This is a genomic window from Achromobacter insolitus, assembly GCF_002209555.1.
In the GTDB taxonomy this organism is placed as follows: Bacteria; Pseudomonadota; Gammaproteobacteria; order Burkholderiales; family Burkholderiaceae_B; genus Achromobacter; species Achromobacter insolitus.
This window is the reverse complement of sequence record NZ_NJIF01000002.1, coordinates 977,976-1,000,274: the sequence shown is the minus strand read 5'-3', so window position 1 is coordinate 1,000,274 and position 22,299 is coordinate 977,976. Positions and strand designations below refer to the sequence as shown.

General features: G+C 65.9%; 15 protein-coding genes. 11 read left to right on the top strand and 4 right to left on the bottom strand.

What is annotated here, in order from left to right; genetic code table 11:
* The first annotated feature begins 26 nt into the window (after positions 1 to 26).
* Positions 27 to 512 (top strand): dihydrofolate reductase, encoded by a 486-nt coding sequence (locus CEY08_RS09980; protein WP_063959971.1) that lies wholly within the window; start codon positions 27 to 29, stop codon positions 510 to 512.
* 1 nt (position 513) lies between these two features.
* Here CEY08_RS09980 and CEY08_RS09975 read toward each other — a convergent pair whose 3' ends face one another.
* Positions 514 to 1,941: an aminotransferase-like domain-containing protein gene (locus tag CEY08_RS09975; protein WP_076815520.1), complete on the bottom strand. Its 1,428-nt coding sequence runs from the start codon at positions 1,939 to 1,941 to the stop codon at positions 514 to 516.
* A gap of 161 nt (positions 1,942 to 2,102) precedes the next feature.
* Here CEY08_RS09975 and aptA point away from each other — a divergent pair, with 161 nt between their 5' ends.
* The 10 genes from aptA to CEY08_RS09925 all read left to right on the top strand — a co-directional run bounded on the left by aptA (position 2,103) and on the right by CEY08_RS09925 (position 17,276).
* On the top strand, positions 2,103 to 3,428 hold the full coding sequence (gene aptA / locus CEY08_RS09970) for an omega-aminotransferase AptA (RefSeq protein WP_076815522.1): 1,326 nt from the start codon (positions 2,103 to 2,105) through the stop codon (positions 3,426 to 3,428).
* Positions 3,429 to 3,522: 94 nt separating this feature from the next.
* Entirely contained in the window at positions 3,523 to 5,016 is a 1,494-nt protein-coding gene (locus CEY08_RS09965) for a CoA-acylating methylmalonate-semialdehyde dehydrogenase (RefSeq protein WP_076815524.1), read from the top strand.
* 383 nt (positions 5,017 to 5,399) lie between these two features.
* On the top strand, positions 5,400 to 6,908 hold the full coding sequence (locus CEY08_RS09960; RefSeq protein ID WP_076815527.1) for a M81 family metallopeptidase: 1,509 nt from the start codon (positions 5,400 to 5,402) through the stop codon (positions 6,906 to 6,908).
* Positions 6,909 to 6,990: 82 nt separating this feature from the next.
* Positions 6,991 to 8,556, top strand: a complete 1,566-nt coding sequence (locus CEY08_RS09955; protein ID WP_042795171.1) for an ABC transporter substrate-binding protein — start codon at positions 6,991 to 6,993, stop codon at positions 8,554 to 8,556.
* Between the two features lie 24 nt (positions 8,557 to 8,580).
* Complete coding sequence (locus tag CEY08_RS09950; protein WP_063642850.1) at positions 8,581 to 9,522, top strand: ABC transporter permease; 942 nt, start codon at positions 8,581 to 8,583, stop codon at positions 9,520 to 9,522.
* Between the two features lie 10 nt (positions 9,523 to 9,532).
* Positions 9,533 to 10,423, top strand: a complete 891-nt coding sequence (locus CEY08_RS09945; protein ID WP_042795173.1) for an ABC transporter permease — start codon at positions 9,533 to 9,535, stop codon at positions 10,421 to 10,423.
* Positions 10,424 to 10,428: 5 nt separating this feature from the next.
* Positions 10,429 to 12,120 carry an ABC transporter ATP-binding protein gene (locus CEY08_RS09940; protein WP_063642851.1) on the top strand — a complete coding sequence of 564 codons (1,692 nt, stop codon included), beginning with the start codon at positions 10,429 to 10,431 and terminating at the stop codon, positions 12,118 to 12,120.
* A 34-nt stretch (positions 12,121 to 12,154) separates the two neighbouring features.
* Positions 12,155 to 13,564 (top strand): amidase, encoded by a 1,410-nt coding sequence (locus CEY08_RS09935; protein WP_063642852.1) that lies wholly within the window; start codon positions 12,155 to 12,157, stop codon positions 13,562 to 13,564.
* Between the two features lie 33 nt (positions 13,565 to 13,597).
* Positions 13,598 to 15,073, top strand: coding sequence for a M81 family metallopeptidase (locus CEY08_RS09930; RefSeq protein WP_076815529.1), 1,476 nt, complete (start codon positions 13,598 to 13,600; stop codon positions 15,071 to 15,073).
* Between the two features lie 238 nt (positions 15,074 to 15,311).
* The gene (locus tag CEY08_RS09925) at positions 15,312 to 17,276 is read left to right on the top strand and encodes a DUF945 family protein (protein ID WP_076815531.1); all 1,965 of its coding nucleotides are present in this window, start codon (positions 15,312 to 15,314) and stop codon (positions 17,274 to 17,276) included.
* 395 nt (positions 17,277 to 17,671) lie between these two features.
* On the opposite strand, the gene gcvP is transcribed toward CEY08_RS09925, so the two are convergent.
* The 3 genes from gcvP to gcvT all read right to left on the bottom strand — a co-directional run bounded on the left by gcvP (position 17,672) and on the right by gcvT (position 22,225).
* The gene (gene gcvP / locus CEY08_RS09920; RefSeq protein WP_063642855.1) at positions 17,672 to 20,545 is read right to left on the bottom strand and encodes an aminomethyl-transferring glycine dehydrogenase; all 2,874 of its coding nucleotides are present in this window, start codon (positions 20,543 to 20,545) and stop codon (positions 17,672 to 17,674) included.
* A 103-nt stretch (positions 20,546 to 20,648) separates the two neighbouring features.
* Positions 20,649 to 21,026 (bottom strand): glycine cleavage system protein GcvH, encoded by a 378-nt coding sequence (gene gcvH / locus CEY08_RS09915; protein WP_042795177.1) that lies wholly within the window; start codon positions 21,024 to 21,026, stop codon positions 20,649 to 20,651.
* 98 nt (positions 21,027 to 21,124) lie between these two features.
* Complete coding sequence (gcvT, locus tag CEY08_RS09910; protein ID WP_076815533.1) at positions 21,125 to 22,225, bottom strand: glycine cleavage system aminomethyltransferase GcvT; 1,101 nt, start codon at positions 22,223 to 22,225, stop codon at positions 21,125 to 21,127.
* Between the last annotated feature and the right edge of the window lie 74 nt (positions 22,226 to 22,299).

Sequence of the window (22,299 nt, the reverse complement as noted above, 5' to 3'; positions counted from 1 at the left end):
GCCGAACCTTTACCGCCCCGATCCGCATGCCCGCCAGCCTTACTCTCATCGTTGCCTACTCCACCAATCGCGTCATCGGACGCGACAACGCCCTGCCCTGGAAGCTGCCGGGCGATCTGGCGCACTTCAAGCGCAGCACCCTGGGCCATCCCATCATCATGGGCCGCAAGACCTGGGACTCGCTGGGCCGGCCGCTGCCCGGCCGCAGCAATATCGTGATCAGCCGCAATCCCGGTTTCACCGCGGCGGGCGCCATCGTGGTCCCGTCGCTGGAGGCGGCAGTCCAGGCCTGCGGCGATATCGACGCGGCCTTTGTGATCGGTGGCGCGCAGATCTATGTGCAGGCCCTGCCCTTGGCCGCGCGCGTGCTGGCCACGGAAGTCCGCGCCGACGTCGAAGGCGACGCTTTTTTCCCGCTGCTGCCCGCCTTCCAATGGAAGGAAACGTCGCGAGAAGCCCAGCCGGCAGAAAACGGCTACGAATACGATTTCGTGACTTACGAGCGGCAGTGACTCAGGCCGCCGCCCCGGCATTGCGCACGAAACGCCAGAGGGCGGGAGCCTCGGAGTACGCCACGTTGAACCGGACCCAGGGAGTATCGGCCTCGTCCGCCTCGAAGTAGGAGCCGGGAGCCAGCCAGATACCGTCCTTGAGCGCCAGCTCGGCCAGGCCGTTGGCGCCGCGCTCGCGCCACTGCCCGGCCACCTTGGCCCACAGGAACAGGCCTCCCTGCGGCCGCCCATAGATCTGGAACCCATGCTGCGCCATTAGTTCAGCCACGCCCGCATGGGCTGCCGCCAGGCGCTCGCGGGTGCGCGCGATATGGGCGCGGTAGCGGCCTTCGCGGATGACCTGGTGGACGATCCGCTCCATGATTTCCGGCGAGGTCAGGCCCACCGCCATTTTGGTGCGCGCAATGTCGCGCGTCAGGTCGCGGTGCGCCACCACATAGCCCACCCGCACCGACGGACTGATGACCTTGGAGTACCCACCCAGGTAGACCACGCGCCGCGCGCCGTCCAGGGCGGCCAGCATGGGCGTGACACCGGGCGCGAGTTCACGCGAGATATCGTCTTCGATCACCCACAGGCCATGCCGCTCGGCCGCCTGCAGGATGCGAAAGGCGTTGGCCATGCTGACGCTTGCGCCAGAGGGATTCTGCAACGCCGTATTGATGAACAGCGCCCTGGGCCGGTGGCGCGCCACCGCCGTTTCTAGCGCGTCGCAGTCCAGCCCGTCCAGCGTGCGGGGCACGGGCACCGCGCGCAGCCCGGCCAGGCGCAGCATCTGCAGCAGGTTGGCATAGGCGGGCTGCTCAACCAACACGGTATCCCCCGGCCGCAGCAAAGTGCGTATCACCATGTCCAGGCCATGCGTCACGCCCTGGGTCAGCAGGACCTGCGAGGCCTCGACCTCCATGCCCTGCGTGCCCAGGCTGGCAGCAATGGTCTCGCGCAGCGGCGCGTAGCCATAGGGATGGCCGTAGTTCGCGATGCGCATGGCCGGCACCCGACCCATATGGCGCAGTGCCATGTGCAGTCCTTCTTCGTTCAACCATTCGCCCGGCAGCCACCCGCAGCCCGATTTGATGGGAATGGAATGGTCCGCGAAGATATCCGACAGCAGCCAGCCGGCATTCAGGCGCGGCGGCTCCCAGGAGGGCGGCTGGCTCGGACGCGCTGGGGCGTCCGGCGTGGCGACCCGATAGCCCGCACCCGGCCGCGCCGCCAGCCAGCCCTGCGACACCAGCCGGCTATAGGCACTGGCCACCGTAAAGGTGCTGACTTCGTATTGGCGCGCGAACTCACGCACCGAAGGTAGGGACATACCCGGACGCAGCGTCTGTTCTTCGATGGCGCGCAGGATGGCGGCGACCAGTTGCTCGACCAAGGTCTGCGCCTGTCCCCGGCCCCGGGCGCGGTTGGGCTGAAAATCGATCACGGCATTAACTGTACAGTTGTGTCGTTTACAACTATACAGTTAGCCGCATTTGCGCGGATCGTATATTTTCATTCCCCCCGGGACGCACCAGAATCGTTTCAATCCCGCTGGCTGCACAACCGTCGCCCAAGTCCAGCGCTTGTCCGTCCCCTGGAGCCGCCATGAACGCCCCCGACAAACTGCCCGACCTGTCCCATCTCTGGATGCCCTTCACTGCCAACAAGCAGTTCAAGGCCCACCCGCGCATGCTCGCGACCGCCAAGGGCATGTATTACACCTCGACCGATGGCCGCCAGATCCTGGACGGCACCGCCGGACTGTGGTGCGTCAACGCCGGCCATGGCCGCGAGGAAATCGTCGAGGCCATCTCCCGCCAGGCAGGCGTGATGGACTACGCGCCGGGCTTCCAGCTGGGCCACCCGCTGGCCTTCGAAGCCGCGACCGCCGTCGCCGGCATGATGCCCCAGGGCCTGGACCGCGTCTTCTTCACGAACTCCGGCTCCGAATCCGTAGACACCTGCCTGAAGATCGCCCTGGCCTATCACCGCGCCCGCGGCGAAGGCCAGCGTACCCGCCTGATCGGTCGCGAACGCGGCTACCACGGCGTGGGCTTCGGCGGCATCTCGGTCGGCGGCATCTCTACCAACCGCAAGACCTTCTCGGGCGCCCTGCTGCCCGCCGTGGACCACCTGCCGCATACGCACAATCTCGAGCAGAATGCCTATTCCAAGGGCCAGCCCGCCTGGGGCGCGCACCTGGCCGACGAGCTGGAGCGCATTGTCGCCCTGCACGATCCCTCCACCATTGCCGCGGTCATCGTCGAACCGATGGCGGGCTCGACCGGCGTGCTGATCCCGCCCAAGGGCTATCTGGAAAAGCTGCGCGAAATCACCTCGAAGCACGGCATCCTGCTGATCTTCGACGAAGTCATCACCGCCTACGGCCGCCTGGGCGCCGCCACCGCGTCGGACTTCTTCGGCGTCACGCCGGACATCATCGCCATGGCCAAGGGCGTGAGCAACGCCGCCGTGCCCGCAGGCGCGGTCGCGGTCAGGCGCGAAGTGCATGACGCCATCGTCAACGGCCCGGCCGGCGGCATCGAGTTCTTCCACGGCTACACCTATTCGGCGCACCCGCTGGCCGCGGCTGCCATCCTGGCCACCCTGGACATCTACCGCCGCGAAAATCTGTTCGAACGCGCCCGCAAGCTGTCCGGCGCCTTCCAGGGTGCCGCTCACAGCCTTAAGGGCGCGCCGCACGTCATCGACGTGCGCAACCTGGGCCTGGTCTGCGGCATCGAACTGTCGTCGCGCGCCGGCGCTCCTGGCGCTCGCGCCGCCGAAGTCTTCCAGAAGTGCTTCGACAGCGGCCTGATGGTGCGCTACACCGGCGACATCATCGCGATCTCGCCCCCGCTCATCATCGAAGAGGCACAGATCGGCCAGATCTTCGAACAGATCGGCCGTGTGCTGAAGGAAGTCGCCTGATTGCCCGCCGCCCCGCGAGGGGCGGCTTTTCAGCCTGGGCGGCCCTGGGCCGCCCTCCGGCATTTTTCAAAGCCCCAGATTCGAGCGTTCCCTCATGAAGAAGATCCCTCATTTCATCAACGGCCAACACTACGACGGCCGCAGCAACCGCTACGCCGACGGTTTCAACCCCGCGACCGGCGAGGTCGCCTCTTCCGTGCCGCTGGCGTCCAATGACGAAGTGGCTCTGGCCGTGGCCGCCGCCAAGGCCGCGTTTCCCGCCTGGTCGGAAACGCCCGCGCTCAAGCGCGCGCGCATCCTGTTCAATTTCAAGGCGCTGCTGGACAAACACCAGGACGAGCTGGCCGAACTGATCACCCGCGAGCATGGCAAGGTCTTCTCCGACGCCAAGGGCGAGGTCACGCGCGGAATTGAAATCGTGGAATTCGCCTGCGGCATCCCGCAACTGCTCAAGGGGCAATACTCCGACCAGATCGGAGGCGGCATCGACAACTGGAGCATGCGGCAGGCCCTGGGCGTCGTGGCCGGCATCACCCCGTTCAACTTCCCGATGATGGTGCCTTGCTGGATGTTCCCCGTGGCCATCGCCTGCGGCAACACCTTCGTGCTGAAACCCTCCGAGCGCGACCCTTCGGCCTCCGTGCGCCTGGCGGAACTGCTGACGGAAGCGGGCTTGCCCGAAGGCGTCTTCAACGTGGTCCACGGCGACAAGCAATCGGTGGACGCGCTGATCGCGCATCCGGACGTCGAGGCCCTGTCCTTCGTCGGATCTACGCCGATCGCCGAATACATCTACGCGGAAGGCACCCGCCGCGGCAAGCGCGTGCAGGCGCTGGGCGGCGCCAAGAATCACATGGTAGTCATGCCCGATGCCGACCTGGACCAGGTTACCGACGCCCTGATGGGCGCGGCCTACGGCTCCGCCGGCGAACGCTGCATGGCCATCTCGGTGGCCGTGGCCGTGGGCGACGTGGCCGACAAGGTCGTCGAACGCCTGACCCCGCGCGTCAAGGCGCTGGTGGTCAAGGACGGCATGCAGGGCGATGCCGAAATGGGCCCGCTGGTTACCTCGCAGCATCGCGGCAAGGTGGTGGGCTACATCGAGGATGGCGTCGCGGCGGGCGCCACACTGGTGGTCGACGGCCGCGGCCTGAAAGTGCCGGGCAACGAAAAGGGCTTCTTCCTGGGCGGCACGCTGTTCGACCACGTTAAGCCCACCATGAACATCTACCGAGAAGAAATCTTCGGACCCGTGCTGTGCATCGTGCGCGTGCCCGATTTCGCCTCGGCAGTGGAGCTGATCAATGCCCATGAGTTCGGCAATGGCGTCGCCTGCTTCACGTCCGATGGCGGCGTGGCGCGCGCCTTCGCCCGCCAGATCAAGGTCGGCATGGTGGGCATCAACGTGCCTATCCCCGTGCCCATGGCCTGGCACTCCTTTGGCGGCTGGAAGCGCTCGCTGTTCGGCGACCACCATGCCTACGGCGAAGAAGGCATTCGCTTCTATTCTCGCTACAAGAGCGTGATGCAGCGCTGGCCCGACAGCATTGCCAAGGGCGCGGAATTCACCATGCCTGTCGCTAAGTGAGGGTCCCCCCCCCCGAAGCGCTGCGCGCTTCCCCCCCAGGGGGGCATGCCTGCGGACCGGCAAAGCCGGATCCGCAAGGTGGGCCTCCCCCCGAAGCGCTGCGCGCTTCCCCCCCAGGGGGGCATGCCTGCGGACCGGCAAAGCCGGATCCGCGGCATCCCGATCGGAATGCGACGAACTGGTTTCGTGGCATCACGCTGGGGTGCACAGAGCCGGATCCGCGTGACTCCGCTTGGGAAGGGCTTGCTTGATTGGGGCGTTTTGCTTGTGTTTGTTGTGCCTGTTGTATGCGTGGTTGGTGGTGCGCACGCGCCACTTTAGAACTGACTCGGGCGCGGCGTAGCTGCGTCTTCCTCATATCAAAAATGACAAGGGGAATCCTGATGCGCATCGGGGTAGGCGGCTTTCAGCACGAAACCAATACGTTTGCGCCTTCGCGCGCGGCGTGGGAGGACTTTGCCGAGAAAGGCGGCGGCTGGCCCAAGCTGGTCAGCGGGCCGGCGATGTTCCAGGCGGTCGCGGGCGCCAACATACCGGTGGCGGGCTTCATTGAGGCCATGGGGCGGCACACGTTGCTGCCCACCACCTGGGCCGCGGCCAGCCCCTCCGGTCCGGTCACCAAGGATGCTTTCGAACGCATCAGCGCGATGATCCTGCAGGGCCTGTCGCAGGCGCTGCCGCTGGACGGCGTCTATCTGGACCTGCACGGCGCAATGGTCACCGAGCATCTGGACGACGGCGAGGGCGAACTGCTCCGCCGCGTGCGCGAGCTGGTGGGACCGGACGTGCCTGTCGTGGCCAGCCTGGACCTGCATGCCAACGTGACCCGCGCCATGGTGCGCCACGCGGACGCCCTGGTCTGCTATCGCACCTATCCGCACATCGACATGGCCGAAACCGGGCAACGCGCCGCCGGACTGCTGTCCGCGCGGTTGGCCGGCACGCCCCGGCCCCATGTGGCGCTGCGCTCGCTGCCCTATCTGATTTCGCTTTGCTGGCAGTCCACGGACATAGAGCCGTCGCGCAGCCTGTACCAGTTGGTCGGCGATATCGAAACGCGCGGTGCGCTGAGCGTATCGTTTGCCACGGGTTTTCCCGCAGCCGACTTCCCCGAATGCGCGCCCGCCGTGTGGGCTTACGGGAACACGCAGGCCGAAGCCGACGCGGCGGCCGACGCCATGACGCGCGCGGTGCTCAACGCGGAACGCGATTTCGGCGGCAAACTCTACACGCCCGATGAAGCCGTGCAGGAAGCCATGCGTCTGGCGCGCGACGCCAGCAAGCCCGTGGTGATCGCCGACGCGCAAGACAATCCAGGCGCTGGCGGCAGCTCGGACACCACCGGCATCTTGCGGGCCCTGATCCGGCACGACGCGCGCGACACCGCCATCGGCCTCATCGTCGACCCCGCGGCCGCGCTTGCGGCCCATCGCGCGGGCGCGGGAAACAAGGTACGCATTGCATTGGGTGGACACTCGGGTATTCCCGACGACGAACCGCTGGACACCGAGTTCATCGTCGAGAAAACTTCAGATGGACGCTTCGATACGCACGGCGCGTTCTACCGCGGCTTCCACATGGACCTGGGTCCCAGCGCCTGCCTGCGCATAGGCGGTGTACGCATCATCGTCGCGTCGAACAAGGTGCAGATGGCCGACCAGGAAATGTTCCGTTTCGCCGGCGTTGAACCGCGGCGCGCCGCTATCCTGGTGGTCAAGAGTTCGGCGCACTTCCGCGCGGATTTCACCGGCATTGCGCAAACGATCCTGGTCTGCGCGGCCCCGGGCTCCATGCTGATGGATGCGGCAAAACAACCATGGACACGGTTGCGTCCCGGCATCAGAATGGCGCCTTGCGGACCGGTCTTTTCCGGCCGGTCGGCTACCGCCTGAACCTCGCACGCCGCCCTCGCGCGGCGGATTAACGACGCAGCGGCGCGATGGCGCCGCTCATTACGCATCAAGGGGAACATTCATGCTGAAGTACGTCCGAGCGGCCGCGCTGGCCGGCGCCACCCTGATGATGGCTCATGGCGCCTACGCCGAGACCGTCATCAAATCGGTGATGCACTCGCCTCTGCGCCTGACCGATCCGCATGCCACCACCGCGTACATCACGACGTGGCACGGCTACATGATCTACGACACCTTGCTGGCCACCGACGCCGACAACAAGATCCAGCCGCAGATGCTTGAAAAGTGGGAAGTCTCGCCGGATGGCAAGACCTACACCATGACCTTGCGCGACGGCCAGAAATGGCACGACGGCAAGCCGGTGACTTCCGAGGACTGCGTCGCCTCGATCAAGCGCTGGGCCGCGGGCGACGGCATGGGCCGCACCCTGCTCAAGTTCACCGACAAGATCGAAGTCATCGACGACAAGAATTTCCGCATCGTCATGAAAGAGCCCACGGACCTGGCGCTGCGCGCCCTGTCCAAGCCCACCGGCACCGCGCCCTTCATGATGCCCAAGCGCATCGCCGAACAAGCCATCGGCCAGCCCATCACCGACATGACCGGCTCGGGTCCGTTCAAGGTCATCGAGTTCAAGCCGGGCGTGAAGACGGTCTACGCCAAGAACGCCGACTACGTGCCGCGCAAGGAACCCGCTAGCGGGCTGGCTGGCGGCAAGGTGGTCAACGTCGACAAGGTCGAATGGGACGTCATGCCCGACGCGCTGACCACCGCCAATGCCTTGCTGGGCGGCGAGATCGACTTCGTCGAACAATTCCCTTATGACCTGTTGCCGATGATCGAAGGCAACAAGGACCTGAAGGAAGAGTCGCTCAGCCCGGTCGGCTACTTCACGATGTACCGCTTCAACTTCAAGTACCCGCCCTTCAACAACAAGAAGGTGCGCCAGGCCGCGATGTACGCCATCGGCCAGGAAGACGTGATGAAGGCGCTGGTGGGCAATCCGAAGTACTGGAAGACCTGCGCCTCGCTGTGGGGTTGCGGCACGCCGCTGGAAAGCGACATCGGCAAGGACATGGTCGTGCCGTCGAACATCGAGAAGGCCAAGGCGCTCCTGAAGGAAGCCGGCTACGACAACACGCCCATCCTGGTCATGCACGCAACCGACGTCGGCACCCTGTCGGCCCAGCCGGTCGTGATGGCCCAGGCGTTGCGCAAGGCGGGCTTCAACGTCAACCTCGCCGCGATGGACTGGCAGAGCGTGGCCACGCGGCGCGCCTCGAAGGCCGCGCCTGCGGAAGGCGGCTGGAACATCCACAACACCAACTGGTACGCGACCGACGTGATGGACCCAGTCCGTTCTGCGCCGGCCGCGGCCAACGGCGACAACGCCTGGTTCGGCTGGCCCGACTTCCCGCAGATCGAAGAACTGCGCACCAAGATGGCGCTGACCTCCGACCCGGCGGAACAGAAGAAGATCGCCGAGGAAGTGCAGCGCATCGGTATCGACGAAGGCCTGTACGTGCCGCTGGGCCAGATGTCCGTGCCCACCGTCTACTCGACCAAGCTCTCGGGCCTGGTGCACGCGCCGGTGTTCGCGTTCTGGAACGTCAAGAAAGCCCCTTGACGGGCAGTAGTTAGGGGGAATTACATGCTGGCATTTGTCTCACGCCGGCTCCTCGCGACCATCCCTGTTCTGGTGATGGTCGCGGTGGTGGTCTTCGCGATATTGCGTTTCAGCCCGGGAGATCCGGCCATCATCATGGCGGGCGACGGCGCCACGCCTGAACGTATCGTCCAGATACGCCAGACGATGGGCCTGGACCAACCGGTCATCAAGCAGTTCTTCATCTGGGGCGGCAAGCTCCTGCAAGGCGACCTGGGCACTTCGCTCATGTCGGGCGTGCCGGTCACCAAGCTCATCGGACAACGCCTCGAACCGTCTCTCAGCCTGGCGGTCCTGACCCTGGTGTTCACGCTGATCGTCGCCATCCCGCTGGGCGTGCTGGCAGCCTGGCGGCAAGGCAAGCTGCTGGACCGCGCCGTGATGGGCTTTTCGGTGCTGGGTTTCTCGGTGCCGGTGTTCGTCACGGGCTACGTGCTGATCTGGCTTTTCGCCATCAAGCTGGGATGGTTCAACGTGCAGGGCTACTCCCCCCTGGACAAGGGTTTCTGGCCATACCTGCACCGCCTCATCCTGCCTTCGCTGGCCCTGTCCACGGTCTACGTGGCCCTGATCGCGCGCATCACGCGCACCAGCGTCATCGAGGTCATGGGCGAGGACTTCATCCGCACGGCGCGCTCCAAGGGCCTGGGCGAGACCGGAGTGCTGCTGGGCCATGCGCTGCGCAACGCCGCCGTGCCCATCGCCACCGTCGTGGGCCTGGGCATCGCGCTGCTGATCAGCGGCGTGGTCGTGACCGAATCGGTATTCAACATCCCCGGCCTGGGCCGGCTGGTGGTGGAAGCCGTGCTCGCGCGGGACTACCCGGTCATCCAGGGCCTGACGCTCTTCTTCGCGTTCGTCTACGTGTTCATCAACCTGGTTGTCGATTGCGCCTACACGGTGTTCGACCCGCGGATCAGATACTAGGGGCCGACCCATGCAAACGCCAACCGACGCCGCCGACCTCCCCGGCGGCGGAAATCCCCAAGTCACGGCCTGGCGGCAAGTCCGCCAGGGGCTCAAGAGCTGGCCGGTCATGCTGGCGCTGATAGTGCTGGTGGCGGTCGTCGTCATCGCGCTGTTCGCGCCGCTGCTTGGCACCGTCGACCCCACCCTCATCAACCCTGGCGCGCGCCTCAAGCCGCCCTTCTCCGACTATCTGCTGGGCACCGACGCATTCGGCCGCGACGTCTGGTCGCGCGTGGCCTACGGCGCGCGGATCTCGCTGATCGCGGGCCTGGGCGCGGCGCTTGTCAGCGTCGCCATCGGGCTGGTCATCGGCGTGATCGCAGGCTGGTTCCGCTCGCTGGACGGACTGATCATGCGCACCATGGACGCGATCATGGCCATCCCCGGCATCCTGCTGGCGATCGCCCTGGTTTCCGTCACGGGCGCCAGCATCACGACCGTGCTCGTCGCCATCACCATTCCGGAAATTCCGCGGGTGGTGCGGCTGGTGCGCGGCCAGATCCTGACCGTGCGCGGTGAACCCTATGTCGAGGCGGCGCTGGCCCTGGGCACGCCGCTGCCGCTGCTGCTCTGGCGCCACATGGTGCCCAGCACGATCGCGCCGTTGACGGTGCAGGGCACGTATGTCTTCGCATCCGCCATGCTTACCGAAGCCATCCTGAGCTTCCTGGGCGCAGGGATCCCTCCCGAGATCGCCTCCTGGGGCAACATCATGTCCGAAGGACGCATGTACTTCCGCATGCTGCCGGGACTGATCCTGTTCCCCGGCCTGTTCCTGTCGCTGACCGTGCTCAGCGTAAACATCCTGGGCGACGCCCTGCGCGACGCGCTGGACCCGAAAATGGTGCGCAGGATCTGATGCCGATGACCTATTCCCCCACTCCCCCCGCGGGCGATACCTCGTCCGCCATCCTGGCCATCCGCAACCTCTCGGTCGAAGTCGCCGGCGCGGGCAACCGCGTCGTGCGCAACCTGAGCCTGGACGTGCATGCCGGCGAGACCGTATGCGTGGTCGGCGAATCCGGTTCGGGCAAATCCGTCACTTCGCTGGCCGTCATGGGCCTGCTGCCGCCCGGCGTACTGGGCGTGAGCGCCGGCTCGATCCGCGTGGAAGGCGAAGACGTGGTCACGGCCACGCAGCGCCGCCTGCGCGAGATGCGCGCCACGCGCATGGCCATGGTGTTCCAGGAACCCATGACCGCGCTGAACCCCGTGCATACCGTGGGCAAGCAGGTCGACGAAGTGCTGCGCCTGCACCGCAAGCAGATGTCTGCCGCGCAACGCCGCGCCAAGGTGCTGGACATGTTCCGGTCCGTGCATCTGCCCGATGTGGAACGCATCTTCGAGGCCTATCCGCACCAGTTGTCGGGCGGTCAGCGGCAACGCATCGTCATTGCCATGGCGCTGATCCTCGAACCCAAGTTGCTGATCGCGGACGAACCGACGACGGCGCTGGATGTCACGACGCAGAAGCAGATCCTGGCGCTCATCAAGGAACTGCAGGTCAAGCACAAGACCGCGGTGCTGTTTATCACGCACGACTTTGGCGTCGTGGCCGAGATCTCGGACCGCATCGTGGTGATGAACCGCGGCGACCTGATCGAAAGCGGCACGCGCAACGAGATCCTGGCCGAGCCCAAGCAGTCCTATACGCGCCGCCTGGTGTCGTCCGTGCCCAGCCTGGTGCCATCGCGCCGCGAAGCCCCCGCCGGCATGCCGGTGCTGCACGTCAAGGGACTGGGCCGCACCTACGGCACCAAGAGTTCGCTGTTCTCGCGCCAGGCGGCGCGCAACGTGATCGCAGCCGCGGACGTCAACCTGACGCTGCGCAAGGGCGAAATCCTGGGCATCGTGGGCGAGTCCGGCTCCGGCAAGTCGACCGTCGCGCGCTGCATAGTGCGCCTGATCGAGCCCACCGCGGGCCACATGATGATGGGCGGCGAAGACCTCAGCACCCTGTCCGGCTCGGCGCTGCGCCCGGTGCGCCGCCGCATCCAGATCGTGTTCCAGGATCCATACCGTTCGCTGAATCCGCGCCGCACGGTCGGCGAATCCATCATCGAGGGCCTGCTGAACTTCGGCGTGGCTCGCGAGCAGGCCTTGAAGCGGGCCGGCGAAACCCTCAGCGTCGTGGGCCTGAGCCCCGACGCCATGAACCGCTACCCGCACCAGTTCTCCGGTGGCCAGCGCCAACGCATCTGCATCGCGCGCGCCCTGGTCATGGACCCCGAAGTCCTGGTGGCCGACGAGGCCGTGTCCGCGCTGGACGTATCCGTGCAGGCACAGGTACTGGAACTGCTGGAGCAAGTGCGCCAACGCACCGGCGTGGGCGTGCTGTTCATCACCCATGACCTGCGGGTGGCCGCGCAGATCTGCGACACCATCATGGTGATGCAACGCGGCAAGGTCGTGGAAACCGGCTCCGCGGAGACCGTGCTGACCGAACCGCGCCACGAGTACACACGGGCCTTGATCGACGCCGCCCCCGGGCGCGACTGGGACTTCCGCAACTTCCGGCCGGTCGCGGCCGGCCCAAGCCACACCGCCGCGCCCTGAAGCGCCCGGAGCCCGTACACACACTGGAACCGAAATGCCGCAACCGCATGAACTGACCGCCGTGGAGATGCTCCAGGCATACCGCGACAAGAGTCTCTCGCCCGTCGAAGTGACCCGTGCAGTACTGGACCACATCGGGCGCTGGGAGCCTCGGCTCAAGGCCACCTACGCGCTGGACCCGGACGGGGCGCTGGCGATGGCCCGTGCCTCCGAAGCCCGCTGGATGAAGGGCGAACCGCAGTCAACCGGCGGCTACACGCTGGATGGAGTGCCCGCCACCATCAAAGAAAACATCGCCACGCGCGGCGTCCCGGTGCCCTTGGGCACGGCAGCCACCGAGCTCAACCCGGCCGCCGCCGATGCCCCGCCCGCTGCCCGCATGCGCGAAGCCGGCGCGGTACTGCTGGGCAAGACCACCATGCCCGATTTCGGCATGCTGTCGTCGGGCCTGTCGAGCTTCCATGAGCTGACCCGCAATCCCTGGGACCTGTCCAAGAATCCGGGCGGCTCCAGCGCTGGCGCCGGTGCCGCGGCCGCCGCGGGCTACGGCCCGCTGCACATCGGCACCGATATCGGCGGCTCGGTGCGCCTGCCGGCGGCCTGGTGCGGCATTGCCACGCTCAAGCCCAGCCTGGGCCGCATCCCCATCGATCCTCCGTTCATGGGCCGCTGCGCGGGCCCCATGACGCGTACCGTCACCGACTCGGCGCTGATGATGGGGGTCCTGTCCCAGCCCGACACGCGCGATCACATGAGCCTGCCTTACCAGGACTTCGACTGGCTGGACCTGCAACGCGACCTGCGCGGCGTGCGCATAGGCCTGCTGATGGACGCGGGCTGCGGCCTGCCCCTGGATCCTGAGATACGCGAGGCGGTCGAGGCCGCGGCCCGCGCCTTCGAGGCCGCCGGCGCCATCGTGACGCCGATGCAGCCCTGGATGACACCGGCCATGCTGGAGGGCGTGGACCGCTTCTGGCGCACGCGCTCGGCCATCGACCTTGCCGCCCTGCCGCAAGAACGCCGCGACAAGATCCTGCCCTTCATCCGTACCTGGGCGGAAAGCGGCGGCGGCCAATCCGGCGAAGCCGTGTTCCGCAGTTACTACGAGACCATCAACGTGCGCGCCAAGACGGTAGCGGCCTGCGCGCCCTACGATTACGTGCTGTCGCCCGTGGCGCCGGTCGTCGCGTACAACGCCGAATGGCCGTCGCCCACCAACGAAGTCGCGACCACCATGCACCACATCGGCTTCACGCTTCCCTACAACATGAGCGAGCAGCCCGCGGCATCCGTCAACTGCGGGTACACCAAGGCGGGCCTGCCCATAGGCCTGCAGATCGCCGGCGCGCGCTTCGACGACCTGGGTGTGCTGCGCATGGCGCGCGCTTGGGAAACCATGCGGCCCGAGCAACACCCCTGGCCCCAGCCTCCCCAGGCGGCCTGACCGACTCTCCACAGCAAACCCACAGGAATCCCCATGCGTTGGCTTTTGGCAATGATCAAGCACGAGACGAACACGTTTTCGCCCGTGCCCACTCCGCTCGAACGCTTTTTCCGCGGCAATCCCGAGGTCCTGGCCGGCGAACGCGCCATCAAGGCCTACGAAAACACCGACAGCGGGCTGGGCGGCTATATAGAAGTGGCTCGCCGCGAAGGCGCCGAAATCGTGCTGCCCGTCGCGGCTGAATCCTGGCCCAGCGGCCCCGCCAGCGCCCAGACCCACGAACAGCTGTGCAAGCTGGTCCTGGATGAGGTCAAGCGCGGCGGCTACGACGCCATCCTGCTGGACCTGCACGGCGCCATGGTCGCCGAGGGCGTGGAGGATGCCGAGGGCGACCTGCTGCGCCGCCTACGCGAAATCGATCCGCACACGCCCGTGGGGGTGACGCTGGACATGCACGCCAACATCTATGAAGACATCGTCAAGCACGCGACGGTCATCAGTGGCTTTCATACCTACCCGCACGTGGACATCCGCGCCGCGGGCCTACGTGCCGCGGATGTCATTGCGCGTACCTTGAAGGGCGAGATCAAGCCCGTGATGTCCTGGGGCAACAAGCCCATGCTGCCGCACATCATGTGCCAGGGCACCCACGCGGCGCCCAACAAGCCCCTGCAGGAACGTTGCAAGGAACTGGAAGCCGGCGGCGTGCTGGCCGCCTCGGTCTTCGTCGGGTTCCCGCATGCCGACATCCGCGAGGCCGGCCTGAGCGCCGTGGTCTGTACGGACGGCAACCTGGCCGACGCGCAGCGCCATCGAGACGAATTGCTGGACCGCGCCTGGACCGGCCGCGCCGACTGGGTGTTCCACCCGGAACCGCTGGCCCCCACCATTACACGTGCCAAGGCCATCGAACAAGGCCCCGTCGTGCTGCTGGACCACTACGACAACACGGGTTCCGGCGGCACGATGGACACTACCGCCGTGCTGGCCGAGGTACTGCGCCAGGAACTCGAAAACGTGGTGTTCTATGCCATCTGCGACCCGCAGGCAGCGCAGCAAGCGGCAGCCGCCGGGGTGGGGCAGACCATTACGATCAAGCTGGGCGGCAAAGTGGCCATGCCCGCCATCAAAGAACCCAGCGAGCCGCTCGAAGTCACCGGTCGCGTCAAGCTGGTGTTCGACGGCGTCTACCTGAACCGCGGCCCCATGTACCGCGGCGTGCGCAACGACACCGGCCTGACCGTCGTGATCGACACGGGCCGCGTCGAGATCGTGGTGGTATCCCGCCACCAGGAACCCTTCGACATCAATTGCCTGCTGTCGGCCGGCATCGACCCGCTGCAAAAGCGCTATGTCGTGCTCAAGAGCCGGGTCCACTGGCGCGCGGGCTTCTCCGACATGGCGACGCACGTGATCGAATGCACTGGTGTGGGGGTCACCACCTCGGACTACGGCCAGCTTGAGTTCAAGCACGTACGCCGTCCGATCTACCCGTTGGATCCGATGTAATTCCCCGCTGCAGTCGTTTTCCCTGGAAAGCCGGCGCCAGCGCGCCGGCTTTCATTTTGAAATCTTCTGTAACTGCGAGCGAGCTCAGATGCCCATCTGCCTCGGTATACTCGCCGCGGGCCTTACAGGCCGATGAATACGCGTATTCCGATGGCGGGCGCCAGCAACGGCGTCCGGCGGCCAGAAGCAGCCGCGTATCACCGGGTATGACTCGATAATCAACGATACAAGCAGAACGATGAAAAAGAGCGTAGCGATCACCCTCGGCGTGGTCATAGTGGGAGCGGGAAGCTGGGTCGGGGCCACGTGGTACACCGGCAAGCGCATCGAGGAAAGCTCGCAGCGCCATCTGGCAGAAGCCAATGAAAAACTGGCAAAGATCACGCCTCTGTTCGGTCTGCGCATCGATCAGCTGAAGTATGAGCGCGGCCTGTTCTCGACGCAGGCGCGCTATGGCCTGTCGCTGGTCAAGGGCGACAAGGACGCCGATGATCTGCCTGCAGGCATGATCGAGTTCGATGCAACCATCGAACACGGCCCCTTCCCCAAGAGCGCCCTGGCACGCGGCGCCATCGCTCCAAAGTTGGCTTTCACGCACGCTGAACTCGCCAAGACCGACAACATCAAGGAACTGTTCGAGCTGACCAATGGCGTAGTGCCCCTGTCCGCCGACGCGCTCATCAGTTTCGGCGGCTACTCCACCTCCACCGCCAATATCGCGCCCATGAAGGTCACGCAGGACGGCAACGCCGTCGACTTCAGCGGCATGGAGATCAACGGCACCTTCGACCGCGCGCAGCAAGCCGTCACGGCGCACGCGCTGGTGGAAAAGCTCTCGGTGGATGGCGAAAAAACCCGCGACCCGGTCAAAGTGCTGATGTCCGGCCTGACGATGGACGTGAACAGCCGGATGGGCAAGTTCGGCCTGTCCATCGGCGATTCGAGCGTCAAGCTCAAGCGCCTGGACGTGGCCAAGACCGATGACGACATCAAGTTCTCGCTGGACAACCTGGGCTACGGCGTCAAGCTGGGCGAAGACGACAAGAACGTCAATGTCGAAGCCACCTACCAGACCGGCAACATCACGCTGAACGACGTGGCGCTGGGCAACGGCCAGGCCGTGATCAAGCTCGCCAAGCTGGACGGCGCCGCCATCAAGCAACTGTCGGACACCTACAACCAGATCGTGCGCCAGTACATGCTGGGCGCCACCGACGAAGGCCTGAAGGACGAGCAGTTCGACGCCGTGCTGGAAAATGCCGGCAAGCTGCTCAATGGCAACCCCACTTTCAGCATCGACCCGATCAGCTGGAAAACCGACAAGGGCGAAAGCAAGCTGACCTTTGCGCTGGACCTGACCAATCCGCCCAACGTCAAGGATCTGACGCCGCAGGAGATCATGGTCAAGGCCATCAAGCAGATCGATGCCACCCTGGTCATTTCCAAGCCCATGGTGCGCGACCTGATCGTGCAGTACGGCGTCAAAAAGCAAGGCATGACTGCTGAACAGGCCGCCACCGAAGCCGACGACCAGATGCGTTCGATGTCCGGCATGGCCGAAATGCTCAACGTCGGCAAGAACGACGGCGACAACATCATCGGCAAGTTCCACTTCGCCGACGGCATGGGCGACCTGAACGGCCAGAAGATCCCGGCCGACGAGCTGTTCGCGGGCCTGCTGGGCGCGACCGGCATGGACGACGACATGGACGGCATGGAAGAGGAAGGCGAGCCGGCAGAAGGTGCGGAATTGGCCGCCCCCACTGAAGCCGCATCCGTCGCCGGCTACATGCAGGACTTCGACCTGGACACCGTAACGGCGATGCTGGACGACATGTCCTACGCTCCCCGCAAGCAGGATGGCGACGAAGGTCCCGTGCTGGTCCTGGATCCGGGCAGCACCGGCGCCAGCGACCTGCGCGTCGAATTCCTCTGCAACGACTTCACCGAAAAGTGCCATGACCTGGTGGTGACCGCGACCTACAGCAGCAAGAAGCCGGTCTCGCTCAAGGCCATCAACGCCTGGAACCAGGAATACCGCTGGACGCGCGCCTACCTGGATGACAAGAACCGCGCCGTGCTGCAGATGGACATGAACTCGGAAGGCGGGATCGGCAAGGAAAACCTGCAGATCATGCTCAACACGTTCTTCAGCATCGCGGAAGACTTCTCCGTCACCAGCAAGGCCGCGCCGGCCAAGTAAGCGCCAAGCCCTGCGCAGGATGAAAAAAATCCCCCATCTTCCGGATGGGGGATTTTTTTTGCCGCCGGGCCGCCCCAAGGCAAAAAGCGCCCCCTCGGGGGGCAGCTAGCCAAAGGCGCAGCGTGGGGGCGTTTTTTGCCGCCGGGCCGCCCCAAGGCAAAAAGCGCCCCCTCGGGGGGCAGCTAGCCAAAGGCGCAGCGTGGGGGCATTTTTTTTTCCGCCGGGCCGCCCCAAGGCAAAAGCGCCCCCTCGGGGGGCAGCTAGCCAAAGGCGTAGCGTGGGGGCATTTTTTTTGCCGCCGGGCCGCCCCAAGGCAAAAAGCGCCCCCTCGGGGGGCAGCTAGCCAAAGGCGCAGCGTGGGGGCATTTTTTTTCCGCCGGCCTCGCTCTCCGTGCTTACGCGTAGGCTTCGATGGGCAGGCAGGCGCACACCAGGTTGCGGTCGCCATAGGCGTTGTCCACGCGGGCTACCGGCGGCCAGTACTTGGCATCGCGCAGCGACGCCACCGGATAGGCAGCCTGCTGGCGCGGATAGTCGTGCAGCCATTCTTCGGCCAGCAGCATCTGCGCGGTGTGCGGCGCGTTCTTCAGGACGTTGTCCTCGCGGTCGCGTTCGCCACGCTCGACCTGGGCGATTTCCTCGCGGATCGAAATCATCGCGTCGATGAAGCGATCCAGCTCGGCAATGCCTTCCGATTCGGTCGGCTCGACCATCAGCGTGCCGGCCACCGGGAAGCTCATGGTAGGCGCATGGAAACCGTAGTCCATCAGGCGCTTGGCGATGTCTTCGGCGCTGATGCCGCTGGTTTCCTTGAGCGGACGCACATCGAGAATGCACTCGTGCGCCACGCGGCCGTTGCGGCCCGCGTACAGGACCGGGTAATGGTCGCGCAGACGAGTGGCGATGTAGTTGGCGTTCAGGATGGCGACTTCGGTTGCGCGGCGCAGGCCGTCGGCGCCCATCAGCGAGATGTACACGAACGGAATGGGCAGGATGCCGGCGGAGCCGAACGGCGCAGCCGACACGGGGCCCACCTTGGCGTCGCCGGGCAGCTTGCCTTGCTCGTTCACCACGCCCGGCAGATACGGCGCCAGGTGCGCGCGCACCGCCACCGGGCCCACGCCGGGGCCGCCGCCGCCGTGCGGGATGCAGAAGGTCTTGTGCAGGTTCAGGTGGGACACGTCCGAACCGAACTTGCCCGGCTGGGCCACGCCCACCATCGCGTTCATGTTGGCGCCATCCAGGTACACCTGGCCGCCGGCCTTGTGCACCAGATCGCAGATCTCGGTGACGGCTTCCTCGAATACGCCGTGCGTGGACGGGTACGTGATCATCAGGGCGGCCAGCTTGTCGCCCACCTGTTCGATCTTGGCGCGCAGATCGGCCAGATCGACGTTGCCGTTGGCGTCGGACGCCACCACCACCACGTCCATGCCGGCCAATTGCGCCGATGCCGGGTTGGTGCCGTGCGCCGACGACGGGATCAGGCAGATGTTGCGCTGATGCTGGCCGTTGGCCTGGTGGTAGCCGCGAATGGCCAAGAGGCCGGCGTACTCACCCTGCGCGCCGGAGTTGGGCTGCAGGCTGATGTTGTCGTAGCCGGTGATTTCGCACAGCGCGGCCGACAGGCGATCGATCAGTTCGTTGTAACCCTGGCTTTGCGCGGCGGGCGCGAACGGGTGGATCAACGCGAACTCGGGCCACGTGATGGGAATCATCTCGGCGGTGGCGTTGAGCTTCATGGTGCACGAGCCCAGCGGAATCATGGTGCGGTCCAGCGCCAGGTCCTTGTCGGCCAGCTTGCGCAGGTAGCGCAGCATGTCGGTTTCCGACTGCACGCTGGAGAACACCGGGTGCTTCAGGATGGCGCTTTCGCGCGTCACTGCGGCTGGAATGCCGCCCGCAGCGGCCGCGTCCAGCGCGTCGATGTCGAGCTCGACGTCGTCGCGTTCCAGGCCTGCAGCGAAAACGTTGACCAGCGCCTGCAGGTCAGCCACGGTCACGGTCTCGTCCAGCGACACCGCCAGGCGGGCGCCGTCGACACGGCGCAGGTTGATGTGCGCGCAATCGGCCGCGGTCAGAATGGCCGGGGTGGCGGCGCCGGTTTCCAGCAGCAGCGTGTCGAAGAAGGTGTCATTGACGACCTTCACACCCAGCTTGACCAGTTCGGCGCGCAGGATTGCGGTACTACGCTGCACGCGCTCGGCGATGCGGCGGATGCCGACAGGGCCGTGCCACACGGCGTACATGCCGGCCATCACGGCCAGCAGCACTTGCGCGGTGCAGATATTGGAGGTGGCTTTCTCGCGGCGGATGTGCTGTTCGCGCGTTTGCAGCGCCAGGCGCATCGCCGGGTTGCCCTGCGCATCCTTGGACACGCCGACCAGGCGGCCGGCCATGTTGCGTTTGAAGGCGTCCTTGCAGGCCATGAAGCCGGCATGCGGGCCGCCAAAGCCGAAGGGCACGCCAAAACGCTGCGCCGAACCGATAGCGATGTCCGCGCCCCATTCGCCCGGCGCGGCCAGCAGGGCCAGCGCCAGCAGATCCGTGGCGACGGCCACGATGGCGCCTTGTGCATGCGCGGCGTCGGCCAGCTTGCGGTAGTCAGCCACCGAGCCGGTGCTGTGCGGATATTGCAGCAGCACGCCGAAGCACTCGGGCAGGCCTTCGGCCTCGTCGCCGACGGTGATTTCGATATCCAGGCCTTCGGCCCGCGTGCGCACGACTTCGATGGTCTGGGGATGCACGTGGCGCGAAATGAAGAACACCGGGCTCTTCGACTTGGCGCTGCGGCGCGCCAGCGTCATGGCTTCCGCGGCGGCGGTGCTTTCATCCAGCAGCGAGGCGTTGGAAATATCCAGGCCGGTCAGGTCGGCGACCATGGTCTGGTAGTTCAGCAGAGCCTCCAGGCGGCCCTGCGAGATCTCGGGCTGGTAAGGCGTGTAGGCCGTATACCAGGCGGGATTCTCAAGAATGTTGCGCAACACCACGTTCGGCGTCTGCGTACCGTAATACCCCTGGCCGATGTAGCTGCGGTAGACCTTGTTGCGGCCGGCGATCTGCTTCAGTTCGGCCAGCACGTCGGTTTCGCTGCGCGAAGCGGGCAGCGCCAGCGGAGCCTGGCTGCGGATCTTGGGCGGCACGACTTCTTCGATCAGGGCGTCCAGGCTGGCGCTGCCGATGACGGCAAGCATGGCGGCCTGGTCGGCGTCGGAAGGGCCGATATGGCGGGGGATGAAGTCGGTATGGGTGTCTAGGGCGCGCGACATGGGGAGATCTCGGGATAGCGGGTGTCGTCGGAGGACGGACGGTGTTGCATCTTGTGCAACGGGCGCGGGGCCTGTGCCTCCGCGCCCGTTGCCTACAAGCGGCTTAGCCGTTGGCGACGGCTTCGTAGCCAGCGGCGTCGAGCAACTTGTCGGCGTCCGCGGCATTGACCGGCTTGATCTTGAAGATCCAGGCGGTGAAAGCCGATTCGTTGATCAGGTTGGGGTTGTTTTCCAGCTCTTCGTTGAACGCGACGATCTCGCCGGCCACGGGAGCGTAGATGTCCGAAGCGGCCTTGACCGACTCGACCACGCCCGCGGTTTCACCGGCGTTCAGCTTCGCGCCGACCTTCACGTCGCCAACGAAGACCAGGTCACCCAATTGATCCTGGGCGGTATCGGTGATGCCGACGACGAACACATCGCCCTCGGCTTTGACCCATTCATGGGACTCGGTGTACTTGCGATCGGTGGGCAGACTCATGGGAACTCCTGAGGGAATGCGGGTAGATGAATGGTGTTGCGCGCCTCGCGCGGGCGACCGTCGCCCAGGGGGCCGGCGGCTCGCGCGAAGCTTCGAGTTTACGAGTGTTCGACCGCTTTGCCGTTACGCACGAACGGCAATTTGCAAGCCAGGGCCGGCACCCATTTGCCGCGGATGTCGACCTCGACCGTGTCACCCGGCTTCACGCCTTGCGGCAGGCGGGCGAAACCGATGGAGACGCCCAAGGTAGGCGACATGGTGCCGCTGGTGAGTTCGCCCATGCCGTCCTTGGTGCGCACGGCCATGTGCGCGCGCATGACGCCGCGCTCTTGCAGCTTCAGGCCGATTAAGGCGGCGGGGGTGGCAAATTGCTCCAGCGCATCACGGCCAATGAAGCGGCGCTCGGCGTTCTTCAGGGAGACGGTCCAGGTCAGGCCGGCCTGGTCGGGCTGGGTCAGCTCGTCCATGTCCTGGCCATAGAGATTCATGCCGGCTTCCAGGCGCAGCGTATCGCGCGCGCCCAGGCCGCAGGGACGCACGCCCTGGGCAACCAGATCGCGCCACAACTGCACGACCTCGGTAGCGGGCAGCACGATCTCAAAGCCGTCTTCACCGGTGTAGCCGGTACGGGCCACCAGGGTGTCGTCGCCAACGCGGGCGGCCACGAAGGGGGTCAGCGGCTCGCTGGCGGCCTGCCATGCCGGGCGGGCAGCCCAGACCTTGGCGCGGGCGTTCGGGCCCTGCACGGCCACCATGGCCAGATCGCGGCGCGGCGTAATGGCGACGTCGAATTGGCCAGCCTGCTTGACGCGCTGCATCCAGGCCACGTCCTTGTCGGCCGTGCCGGCGTTGACCACGACGCGCCATTCGTCGGCGGCGAAGAAGTAGATGATCAGGTCGTCGATGACGCCGCCTTGCGGATTCAGCATGCAGCTGTACAGCGCCTTGCCCGGCACGGTCAGCTTGGCCACGTCGTTGGCGACCAGGCGTTGCAGGAACGCAAAAGCGTCCGGGCCGGCCACGTCGACGTTCAGCATGTGCGACACGTCGAACATGCCGGCGTCCTGGCGCACGGCATGGTGCTCTTCCAGTTGCGAGCCGTAGGCCAGCGGCATGTCCCAGCCGCCGAAATCGACCATTCGGGCGCCAGAGGCGATGTGTTCTTCGGCCAGCGGGGTGCGTTTGAGGGTTGCGGACATGCGCGGAAACTCCGGGGCGGCAATGTTGCCAGGGTTACGGAATGCCTGTGGTGCGTAACGGCTTGCGCCGGCAC